7 protein-coding genes and 3 pseudogenes are annotated in these 12,112 nt (G+C 34.9%); 2 read left to right on the top strand and 8 right to left on the bottom strand.

The annotated features are described in order from the left end of the window. A pseudogene (locus tag JOD14_RS06190) lies at positions 1–347 on the bottom strand (hypothetical protein); the annotation flags it as partial. Between the two features lie 607 nt (positions 348–954). Between JOD14_RS06190 and JOD14_RS13615 the strand changes: the two are divergent. Both JOD14_RS13615 and JOD14_RS06175 read left to right on the top strand, forming a co-directional pair. Then, positions 955–1,179: pseudogene (locus JOD14_RS13615) on the top strand (transposase); the annotation flags it as partial. 29 nt (positions 1,180–1,208) lie between these two features. Continuing rightward, positions 1,209–2,264 (top strand): annotated as a pseudogene (locus tag JOD14_RS06175) (IS1380 family transposase); the annotation flags it as partial. Between the two features lie 265 nt (positions 2,265–2,529). On the opposite strand, the gene JOD14_RS06170 reads toward JOD14_RS06175, so the two are convergent. The 7 genes from JOD14_RS06170 to JOD14_RS06140 all read right to left on the bottom strand — a co-directional run bounded on the left by JOD14_RS06170 (position 2,530) and on the right by JOD14_RS06140 (position 12,107). Further along, a complete protein-coding gene (locus JOD14_RS06170) occupies positions 2,530–3,234 on the bottom strand; it encodes a glycosyltransferase family 32 protein (RefSeq protein ID WP_204653969.1) in 705 nt (234 codons plus the stop codon). Then, a complete protein-coding gene (locus JOD14_RS06165; RefSeq protein WP_204653968.1) occupies positions 3,231–4,835 on the bottom strand; it encodes an O-antigen ligase family protein in 1,605 nt (534 codons plus the stop codon). The genes JOD14_RS06170 and JOD14_RS06165 overlap by 4 nt, the downstream gene beginning before the upstream one ends. Before the next feature lie 76 nt (positions 4,836–4,911). Further along, the gene (gene murJ, locus JOD14_RS06160) at positions 4,912–6,441 is read right to left on the bottom strand and encodes a murein biosynthesis integral membrane protein MurJ (protein WP_204653967.1); all 1,530 of its coding nucleotides are present in this window, start codon (positions 6,439–6,441) and stop codon (positions 4,912–4,914) included. Beyond that, positions 6,438–7,601, bottom strand: a complete 1,164-nt coding sequence (locus JOD14_RS06155) for a CDP-glycerol glycerophosphotransferase family protein (RefSeq protein ID WP_204653966.1) — start codon at positions 7,599–7,601, stop codon at positions 6,438–6,440. The genes murJ and JOD14_RS06155 overlap by 4 nt, the downstream gene beginning before the upstream one ends. Positions 7,602–7,933: 332 nt before the next feature. Next, positions 7,934–9,037 carry a non-hydrolyzing UDP-N-acetylglucosamine 2-epimerase gene (wecB, locus tag JOD14_RS06150; protein WP_204653965.1) on the bottom strand — a complete coding sequence of 368 codons (1,104 nt, stop codon included), beginning with the start codon at positions 9,035–9,037 and terminating at the stop codon, positions 7,934–7,936. 23 nt (positions 9,038–9,060) lie between these two features. Beyond that, positions 9,061–10,875 carry an LTA synthase family protein gene (locus tag JOD14_RS06145; protein WP_204653964.1) on the bottom strand — a complete coding sequence of 605 codons (1,815 nt, stop codon included), beginning with the start codon at positions 10,873–10,875 and terminating at the stop codon, positions 9,061–9,063. A gap of 71 nt (positions 10,876–10,946) precedes the next feature. Next, a complete protein-coding gene (locus JOD14_RS06140; RefSeq protein ID WP_204653963.1) occupies positions 10,947–12,107 on the bottom strand; it encodes a glycosyltransferase family 2 protein in 1,161 nt (386 codons plus the stop codon). Positions 12,108–12,112 lie beyond the last annotated feature (5 nt).

The following is a 12,112-nucleotide window of genomic DNA, read 5'->3' as shown; positions in this document are numbered from 1 at the left end:
TTGTGATTGATATATTGCCAACCAACTAACATTTCACCACTAACATTTAAGTAATACCACTTGTGATTGATATATTGCCAACCAACTAACATTTCACCACTAACATTTAAGTAATACCACTTGTGATTGATATATTGCCAACCAACTAACATTTCGCCGTTATTATCAAAATAGTACCATTTTTGATTAATATACTGCCAACCAACCACTTTTTTCTTATTATCGATATAATAATTCCATTGCTGACTCTCATTTAATTCCCATCTCTTAGTAGCGGCCTCAGCCATTAAGCTACCTTGAGTTGTGATTAAAAAAAATGAAATCATCCCTAAAATTATTTTTTTCATTTTCTCCCCTCTTTTCCATACTTGTTAATTCAGATAGTTTTTATCAAAATCCACTGTGAACATTGCTATACAAAGGTTTTAGAAAACAAACGTCCCCTTCAATCACATTAAATTTTTTGTTATTTGAAGTGGTGTAGCGTAAACTTGACAATGAGAGTTGTTGGGCTATAACATCTCGTTCTACCACGCTCCTTTATTGTCATTCTTAACGTCAGAATGCTCAACGATGGAGGCTCGTTGTAAAGTGTACTGGTTATTTTTTTACAGAAGTTCTCATAGATTTTTTTGAGTTACCCAATGCTTGATATTATTAATATCGGCTAGTTTCCCTTATAATTCAACAAAATCAACCTTAACAATTCTCATATAAAGACTTTGAAAAAATTAATATTAAATCGAGTGTTGTTGTGATAAAGATGATTCAAAATATCTATTATTTTCTTATTTTATCCTGAATTATTCATGAACAAAACAAACTAAATGATTATCCCTTATAAATCAAGGATTGAAAGAATCTTGACTTTCAACCCATTTGGTATACAAAAATAGACATCCTTCCGTTATTGTAAAGTTACTACCCAAAACAAATAGAAAGAAGGATGTCTATATGTCTACTTTAAAATCTTATACGCTAACATTCAATACGAATATTAAAATTTCTGCGGATGGCGGTGCACTTTCGGTCGATGGTGGCTCGCCATTAGTGAAAGAATTTATGGTGAAATCGAATTTTTATCCGTTGTTTGCTCAAACGGTTCAATTTAAGGACGATCGCAAACGACTCACCCATACGAGTCAATCTGTCTTTGAACAAGCGCTTCTCCAACAAATTGTGGGCTATGCTATGATACCGATGACGCTTCTGATTCGCTTACCCATAATCAATTATTTACCCAAACACTTCAAAAGAAACAGCTTGCTTCTCAACCAACGATGTCTCGCATGTTCCAATCCATCACGCCTGAAAATATTGAGGCGTTCAATTGTTTAAATCAACGTTATTTAGATCAATATTACGGGCAAGAGTCCATCGATACCGTCGTGATTGATTTAGATTCCACTCATTGCGATACCTTTGGAAAACAAGAAAGTTCCGATTTTAATAACCATTACCGAACATTTGGTTAGCATCCACTCGTGGCGTTTGATGCCGTCACCGGTCTTTTTTTGAAAGCGCAACTTCGTAAAGGCAATGTCTATACGTCAACGGAAGTCGTGCCATTTTTAGAGCCACTTTTGAAACATTTGATTGAAGATTTAAACGTCAGTCATATTCTTATTCGTGGAGATTCGGGTTTTGCCGTTCCTGCTTTGTACGAATTGTGTGAAACTTACGAAGTGAAATATGTCATCCGTTTAAAATCAAATGATCGATTAAATCGAACCGCGGAATCTTTTATTTTCCGTAACGAATCCTATCCAATCGTTGAGCTTGAACGTCAATTTGACGCGTTCGATTATCGCGCGAATTCTTGGAAGAAGGAGCGGACGGTCGTTCTACAAAACGAACGACCTGCTGGGAAACTATTGTTTACACCTCTATTTATTGTGACGAATATGGAAGGAATCATTCCAGAAATTATCGTCAAACGATACAAAAATCGCGGATTGATGGAAAACTTCATTAAGGAAGCGAAACTTGGTTTTTTCATGGACAAGACAGACAGTTCAAAATTTGTAATCAATGAAGCACGTATGTGGCTAGATATCTTGTCTTACAATATCATTCAGCTGATGAAAAGTTGGGTCTTTCCTCCTTCCATGAAGAAATTGACGATTGGCACGATCCGGCAACGCCTCATTAAAGTCGCAACTAAGATTGTTTCGCATGCTGGAAAAATCCATTTCAAACTAGATGAAACCTTTGTTTATTTGAATGATTATTTTTCGGTCACCAAACAGCTCCGTTCTTTCTAAAAAAAATTTTGATTGAACGGCCAAGGGGTTCGTTTGCTCTTTTTTAGGTTTCGTTCAACGATTTTTTATCAATCACTCGAAAATTATCCTTCGTTTATTTTCTGATTCAAATTGAATGAGTGTATTGTTTCATTTTTATCCGATTTTGTTATGTTTCACATTTTCATGAATAATTCAGGTTTATTTAGATGTTTTTAAAGGTATTTATTTAACGGGATTATATCTATCTATTCCATCATCGACTAGAAAATTTCATTTTATTCTCTTAATCATTCCCAAAGTACTTCGCATAAAGCTTGGCTCGGCCTTTCGACGTTAGCTTGGTTCTTAAATATTGACTTAATCTGACTTTAAAGGTTTTTCTAGCCTCAATCCAAGTCCCAGTAAATACATGAATAGTACTCGATTCGGCACTTGGATTACACAATATATTGTCTGGATATACAATAATATCTTCTTTTAATACTTGATATTTGTTATTTACTAGACAACTATATTGATTAATCAATATGTCAGAAACAGTCTTTGTATTCACAAACTTCATTTCGTCATTTATATCATATTGAAATTCAACTTGATCATACATTTCTAAGATTGATTTGGCTAGTGGATGATGTTTTTCACAGCCCCAAACAGCTGTAAATGGATAGTCTGGATTTTCAAATCCTACAAATGCACGATTTTTACGAAATTCATCTAGATTATCTAAAACTAAAACATCAGTATCCAAATAGATGCCACCTTGATCAAACAAAACTTTAGCACGAACGTAATCACTGACATAGGCCCATTTTTTATTTTGGTAAGCCTCTTTAACATATGGATGCGAATAAACATCAAAATTGCTTTCATTCCACTCTATGATTTCATAGTCGGCTAAATGTTTTTCCCAAGTTGCCATACAGTCTCTAATTTTTTTCGGCTTTTCTTTCCCACCAAACCAGGCATAATGAATTTTTTTAGGGATCATTTTTGTTTTTCTCCTTTTCGCATAATGATCTTCTTGTAATCAAATATCATTTTACTAATTAAGGCTGCCGCAATAATCGGTGTGAATAAACTATCAATCACATTCCCGCTATTAATCGCCACTGCTACCAAATAGACTAGGGACATTAACGTAATCGCTTCATAGGCTTGCAACTTAAAAATTTTCCCTTTAAAGAGAATCGCCAAGCCAATACCAAAGACAAGAAAATACTGGCCGAAGAATAATAGAATACCAATAATCCCAATCGTATAAAAATGTGCAACAAAATCTTGTTCTAAGGGGTATAAATGATTCATTCTTGAATAACCCATACCAAAAAAGGACTCCAATGGATTATCATTCACAGCTTTTACCCGTTTTAGAATTTGTTGCTCCACAAAGCGATTATTCATAGTTTTCTCGTTTTTTTGATTTAAAATTCCTACCCAAAAAACCGGATCGACATTATAAGGATACGCTTTTAACAAGAAGTAATGACTAATCCGTTTCTCTGGATATTTTTTCTCGATATTGTCGTATATAGCGTCAATTTGATTGTCGTCTGTCACAGGCACAATTGGTTTTTGAATACGTTTCAGGTTAGATTCGTCTTCTATCTTTAGATTTTCATCAGGTTGTTCTTCCATTTCTTTTTCATCGGCTGCTTTTACCACGGTACTCATCGACGTGGAACGAGCCACTGAAGGGGAATGCGGAAAAATCGCAACATAAGTTATAGGAACAACAATAAGAAGTAAGACTTGGTATAGTTTGATTTTTTGACGCCCTAAAAGAATATCGTAGAAAACAATTAAAATTAAGGTCGCCGCAAACATCACAATGAAAGAGTACAGCGCAACTTTGGTCCCAATCATCATCATTGATAATTGCGTGAGAAAAAGAAGGACAATCGGTAATACCTTACGTTCAATAAAGGCATAGTACGTAATAAATGGTGTTAAGATTGCTAAAATCGCTGAAATCTCATTGGCATATCTAAAAAAGCCTTTGGATGCGACTTGCAGGAAGGACCATTCATTATAAATTCCGGTAAACCAAGTAAAGATATTACCAACAATCGGTTCATTCGTATAAGATGATAAAGAGATCCCAAGTAAGTTGGTCAGCACAATGCTACCGGCAATTAAAAGAATCCAACCGTAGATAATTTCTTTAAAATAATTGCTTATACGGTATTTGATAAACAAAAAAATCAGTACTATTGGAATCAAGGATTTAAAAAAATAAATCGTATCCGATTTAACCGAATAAGGAAACTGAGAAACAAAGGGCGTGTAATACTTCGATGATACGAGGTGATGAATGACGAAATAAATCACATAGATTAAGGCTAAAAGTAGCCATTTTTTAGAAAGATCACGATTAATTTTTGGCCGTCTTAGAAATCCGACAATTTCAAATAAACACAATCCTCCTACCACTCCCATACGAACCAAAGATGGAATGGTTAGGCCGAAGAAAACTAATTTAGAATTTAAGAAAAAGATATTTAAATCAAGTAACGGTTGAAACATTAAAAAAAACACTAAAAACAATTGTACTTGTCGTTGGTATTTCGGTTGGTATTCTTGTGAGCTCATCAGTTCCTCCAAATTAATTGTTATTACTTTTATGAAAGCATGCACCTAAAATTTGTCAATCACATGCTTTCGTGTTTCACTTCACTTTTGGTCGTTTCAGCTTGCTGAAAATTTTTTCTTTGATTGTATCTACTTCTTCGATTCTCATCTGCAACATGATACCAGCATAAAGTAGAACAGCAAGTAGAATCGACACCGATAGGGCCGCAACTCTTGGGATATAGCCAGCCATAAACTCATAGAAAATTAACGATACAACTGCCATCGCAATTGCTGCCGCGGTACATTTTAAAATGACAGTGAGCGCCGATTTCAAACCTAAGTCACCCACTTTTTTTGAAGCAAAATAAAACAAGATAAAAACCGATACATAAGCTGAAATCGAGGTCGCTAAAGCTAGACCCGGAATGCCAATAATTTTTGATAAGATTAAATTCAAAGTGATATTTAGGATGACTGCAATTATTGAACTGTAAACTGGCGTTTTTGTATCATGTAATGCATAAAACATTCGGATGATAATTTGACGTAAACCAAAGGCAAAGCTACCAAAGGCATAAAATACTAAAGACCAGGTTGTTAGTTCCAAGGCGCTTTGGGTAAACTGTCCGCGACCATAAAAAATTGTCACAATTTCTTCTGCATAAATCATAATCCCAACAATCGCTGGAATAATTAAAATCGACACGTAGCGAACCGCTTCTGTTGATAAACGTCGCAGTTTCGGAATATCCCCTGAGGCAGCTACTTCAGAAAGACTCGGGAACAAGACAGTCGCAATCGACGTGACAAAAATATTTAAAATCGAATCACTAATTTTAGAAGCATAGTTCAAAATCGCAACCCCCCCTACGGCTACCGATGAAGCAATTGATTTATCAACGATTGAATTTAATTGATCGACGGATGTACCAATAATAATAGGGAGAGAAATGTATAACATGTATTTGATGTGTTTATCGGTCGGCTTAAATACCACTTTGTGACGATAGCCAAGCAGGCGTTGGGAAACGTATAAAACTAAAAACTGAATCGCTCCACTAACGACAACTCCTATTGCCATTAATTCTGGATTTTTAAAATGATCACTTAGAAAAATTGAAGCAATCACGACAAGATTCATGATTAAACCTAAATACGTGGGGACTAAAAAACGTTGACGCATTTGTAAAAATCCGGTCATAACAGAAATTAAAGCGGTAAATACCATCGCCCAAATTGTGTAGCGAGTAAACTGCACTGCAATTGCCAATGTTTCTCCTTTAAATCCGCTCGCAAATATTTTTACCACGTCTTCAATAAAGACCGTAGAAATCAAAGATAAGATTAAAGACAGAGCAAGTAAAATATTTAGCAAGTTGCTAGTATAACGGTTGGCTTCTTCTTCACTATAATCATTTTTAATTTTGTTATAAACTGGGATAAAACTGGTGGTTAATCCTGCCGTAACTAAGCCTAAAACTGTGGTTGGAATACTACTCGCAATTAGGTACACATCCGCATAAGCCGTTGCTCCATAAAAATAAGCTAATGCTAGTTCGCGTCCGATACCAAATAGTTTAATAAACAGCATGGACAGAACTAATAATACGATATTTTTCTTCATTTGGATTTCACTCTCGTCTTTCTGGCGATTAATTCAACAACTCGCTTACACGCTTCTCCATCCGTATACTCATGAATAACTTTCATGGATTTCTCGTGTTTTTCTTTCATTTTTCGGCGTATTTCTATGGAATCCAAGGAAATCAAAATTTCTTTTAGTTCTTCAATTGTTTCACAAGTAATACCTGGTAGCTCAGTGTCATAATCATAATAGACCCCCCCCCGATCTGCAAAGTACCGTTCTTTATCGTATAAATACCAAACAATCGAATCGTTGACTAACATATAATCATAAACAATTGATGAATAATCACTAATGATAGTATCGGCAATCAAAAATAAATCCGTAACTTGGTTGACGTGTGTGACGGGAAAACAATTTTTAGGTAAAGATAATAGAGACTTACTTTGTTTTAGTAACAAAGGATGCAAGCGAATTAACAATGCATACTCTTTTGGCATGACAGCAATTACATCATTGAGTCCTTTGGAAATCACATCAACACTTTCATTTAGTTCCCAATCACGAAATGTTGGGGCGTATAAAATATATTTTTGGTACGTTTGCGGAATACAATAAGTTTCAAAGATGCTCGCTTTTTTTGATAAGTACTCTTTTGATAGCAAGTGGTCATAGCGAGGGAGACCAAGTGCATGTGCATCCCCTGTATACCAACCGACAGAGCTCCGGAAGTACTCGATATCGCGTTCGTTAGTGGCAACAAAAGTGTCCCACTCCTTAGTATGTCCTTGTTGAATCCTTTGTTCCATCGGTAGGTCTTTAATATTGTAACCTTCTTTCTTAAATTCACTTCCATGCCACAATTGCAAATAAATTTGATTGTCTTTTTTCTTAACTAAAGATCCTAGACTTTGTGCCCTTACCCAAACTTTACTGCGCATCATGTACCAGTAGAATTTAAGGCTGTTTCGGTAAACGATATCTTCTGGGAGAATCCCAGTGGTGTCGGTTTTCTTCGAAATGACAAACTTGTGTTTGAAGTTGTATTCGTTTATCTTTAATAAATAATCGTAAACTGCCCTTGGGTTGTCATCTGCTTTTTCTAATCCCGTTTCAAATAGTAGGAGTCGTTGATCAACAGGTACTAGTTTTGAAGTGAGAGACAAAATTTTTGAAGCTATTTTCTTTATATTAGACATACTATACCTTCCGCTCCTAATAAAATAATTCTCAGCAATTGTAGCATAATTTTTATTGATGTTCAATTTTGCGAAAATTTCTTAACTTTCAAAATACTCATTTAAATCATTTTTTATTTTCGTTTATTACTGAAAAAAGCTAGTTACGATTAACGGATTCTTTTTTGCTCTTTGGTTATCTATAAAAAAAAATCGGTCCTTCTTATTTTCATCAAAAACAATGTATAGAATGGTCAGCAAATTAACTTGAGGAAAATGGATTTAAAAAAATAAATAAACTAACTTTTAAAATAAAGTTAGTTTATTTGCTAAATCCATTTTTCTGTCATTAATTATTCGCCTAAACGTTCGCTTAGAATATCAACGATTTGTTGACAAGCTGTCCCATCACCATAAGGGTTGCTTGCGTAACTCATTTTCTTGTACTCTTCTTCATCTTCAAGCAGTTCTTTAAATGAGTCGTAAATCACAGTTTCATCCGTGCCAACGAGCTTCAGCGTGCCTGCCGCCACCCCTTCAGGACGCTCAGTGGTATCACGCATCACTAAAACGGGCTTACCCAAGCTTGGTGCTTCTTCTTGCACGCCACCACTATCAGTTAAAATAAGATAAGATTTCGCCATAAAGTTATGAAAATCTAAAACTTCTAATGGTTCAATGATTCTGATACGATCGTCATTCCCTAAAATCTCGTTAGCAGCATCACGCACCACCGGATTCATATGAATCGGGTAAATCACTTTTAAATCTGGTGTTTCATCAACAATCCGCTTGATTGCTTTAAACATGTGACGCATTGGTTCTCCTAAGTTCTCACGACGATGTGCAGTGATCAGGATGAGACGGCTATCTTTTGCCCATTCAATATGTGGATGAGTATAGTCTTTACTAACAGTTGTTTTTAAGGCGTCAATAACGGTATTGCCAGTCACATAAACATCTACTGGATTCTTCCCTTCAGCCAAAAGATTCTCTTTAGCTTGTCCTGTTGGAGAAAAATGATACTTGGCTACGAGACCCACGGCTTGTCGGTTAAACTCCTCTGGATAAGGAGAATAGATATTATGTGTACGTAATCCTGCTTCAACATGTCCAATTGGAATTTGCAAATAAAAAGAAGCCAATGACGTCACAAAAGTTGTTGAGGTATCCCCATGAACAAGCACAACATCTGGTTTAACGGTTTCTAAAACATCTTTCATACGGTCCAAAATATTAATTGTTACGTCAAATAATGTCTGATTACTTTTCATAATGGATAAATCATAATCTGGTGTAATCTCAAATGTTTTTAAAACTTGATCTAGCATTTGTCGGTGTTGCCCCGTGACACAGACTATTGTTTCTAAGTTTTTTCTTGTCTTTAATTCTTTGACTAGTGGACACATTTTTATTGCTTCTGGTCTTGTTCCGAAAACAACCATTATCTTTTTCATAACTTGCTCCTTGTATAATGTATTTATTTCTTTGGTTTTGTACTGGCTAAATAATATTCGATGTTTAAATATTCTTCCCATTTACTGACGCTTGCTGGTGCGATTTCTTCTGATTGTATGTAAACACCTTGTTCTTCAAAGAAGACGGTATGATTAACTGGTATTTCTTCTTTTAATCCTTTTAAGTATTGCATAAATTCATTACCAGCCCAACCAATTTGCTCGAAAACTTCAGTCATCAAATGATTAGGGCTTAGATCTTGGCCCTCTGCAATAAAACCATTACGAGTAACTTCGGTGGCGGCGGCATTTCCCCAAATAACATATGGCGTGGTGTAGTAGTTTTTAAAACCAGTGACTTCACTGACGTCTAAATCAATACCTAACATTTCGTAAACGGAATTACCTACACCAAGCCAAGGGTTATGATCACCGAATAAAACGACAACGACAGGTTCCTCTCTTTGCTCAAAATACGTAATTAACTTTTTGATTGCTTCATTCGTCGCTTTAATACCTGAAAGGTAATTATTAGCAATATTATAATCTTCTATATTGTATCCTTCTTGGTTGACTAAATACTCTTCAGTCGTAATGGCTTCGGTGTCATACGGGCCGTGATTTTGATAAGTAGTTGAAAAATGAAAGTAAGGCTTACCAGATGTGATGCTATTTTCAAAACTTTCAGTAATAACATCAAAAAAAGCCCAGTCTGATAAATACGGTTCTTGGACGTATCGAAAACGATTGTCATAATGATCGAAATGGTCAAAACCTAAAAATTCATTGACATTACGGCGGTTATAAAAAGAGCCAGTAATTGGATGCATAGTTTCAGTCGTATAGCCCTGTTCTTTCATATACCAAACATGCGAGTTCGTGTTTTTATAAAAATCTGTGTAACTATAATATCCCGTCAAAAACGCGCGTTCCGTGTTAATTGTCCCACCAGCGAAAATATTGGTCACTAAATCACCCGAAATAGCCTGTTCCTGAAGGTCATGAAAGTCTTGGTAGACGTCTTCGCGAATTTCGACGGTATCAAATTTAGAAAAATCATTGTAAGCTTCCAGCATGATGGATATAACATTGACCTTTTGATCTTCTGCAATATTTTGATAATTAAAAGTTGCTAAAGTTTCAATGGCTTGGTCTTCATCATAATGCTCCGGTGCAATTTCTTTGGCTCCTTTAGCGCTATATAAAAAAGGATAGACAAAACCTTTTGATTGAAATTGTTGTGAACCTATCCAACGATTGATAAGCGTTTCATCGCCTATAAGTGCATAGACGTCTTCATCAAAATAGCTATTGCCGAAAACACCAGCAAGGATCCCCATCAAAACAATATTAATTACTCTGGTTTTTTTTGACTTAATTTTTATATTTATAAATAATTTAATAACAATCGTGAATAATAATAAGATAATAATTGAGATGACTAGCATTTGGTCGACCGTCAAAGAATATTGCTTAGACATTTGTAAGGATTCGGCAAATAATTTCAAATCTCTAAAAACAAAGGGGTCATCTCGATAGGTTAATTTAAACTTATTGACTAAGCCACCACCTACAAACAAAATAACCGTTAATAGATAACTTAACCATAAAGTATTAAAAATAAAATACAAGAGGACCATAATTAAAATAATTGGGATAATATTCATTAATAACAGTAAAGGGCTGGCTAAATAACTTTGAAATAACAGTTCATTGAATTTAGCACTTGATAATACTAATGTCACTACTAAGATTCCTATACTAAAAATGGTACTTAAAAGTAAGGCAAGAGCACTTTTTACAAAATTGTTTTCAAAAAAAATAATTATTTTTTTCATTTACTTCATTCCTCATATTCTTTTTTTACAACAATTATATCTGGCGTCTTTGGTTATAGTTGTAGCTGAATTTAAAATACTTTAAATTCAGGTTGGATACAAAAAAAACGACAAATAGTTTGGAGTTTATCCAAATCTTCTTCTTTACACTGAATTGTCGAAAACCCCTGAGACATTTCAAGCAATAAGGTTTGGTAAAACGCAGGCAAGTTGTCTTCAATTAACAACTGATTAAAAATACGCATATCCTTACCGTAATAGATTGGCAGTTCCGTTGGGAGTGCCTTGATTGTTAGTATTCGCTGATTCGGTTGTTTATAGTAACTCACCAAACTATTTAAAAAAAGGTTTGTCTTGTAACCTTCGCCAAAACGCTTCCTCACAGCGAATTCAATAACCTTACCTGGATGCTTTTCTTTTTGGTTAAAATAAATTGGTGTATACCATTGGCTCAACCCCAATTTATTCAGCAAGCGAAATAAAATAAATTGCCATTTGTAAAGTGGAATTGATTTCGTTTTCATCAATGCAACTAGAGTACGGAGTTCGCCATTAATCACATTTAATTGGCCTAACTCCGTGTTGGCATAATTCCCTGAAAATACGCGATATTCATACATGATAAAGTCGACATTCTTTACTTTCAGTAGTTGGTTGGTTTGAAAGTTTACCCAAAAAGGCATGTTCCAAGTGAGATAAGATTCCTTAATGTTCTTTAAAAAGGTACTGGTTCTAAACAAGCCGACATCAACGTATAAGTTGCGACCTAACCATAAATAAAGTAATGCGAGCCTTGAATCTTTGTTTTTATAAGGCATAACTTTTTTCACCCCTTGACGTTGGGAAAACTCATCCATAATATACCAATTGCCAATATAAGCATCATATTCTGGATCGGTTTGAATAACTCTTTTTAATTGTTCAAATGTGTTTATTTCGGGGATATAATCATCGGAATGAAGAATGTAAATATAATCTCCTGTCACGTAGGGCAAGGCAGTCAAAATAGCCGTTAATTGATCTTGATTAGCTTGTTTCAGGTAATGAATTTGTCCAGATAACGATGCATACTCAGCAATTAAGTCCTGAACCACGTCTTGCGTATTATCGGTCGATCCGTCATCCACAATAATTAATTCCCAATCCTTATCCGTTTGATGAAACAATGAAAGTAATGATTGGCGAATACTTTTTGCATCATTATATGTTGGAATAATTACAGTAATTTTCATTGATT

The organism is Enterococcus lemanii (assembly GCF_016909125.1).
In the GTDB taxonomy this organism is placed as follows: Bacteria; Bacillota; Bacilli; order Lactobacillales; family Enterococcaceae; genus Enterococcus_I; species Enterococcus_I lemanii.
This window is presented reverse-complemented; position numbering and strand designations above follow the sequence as displayed.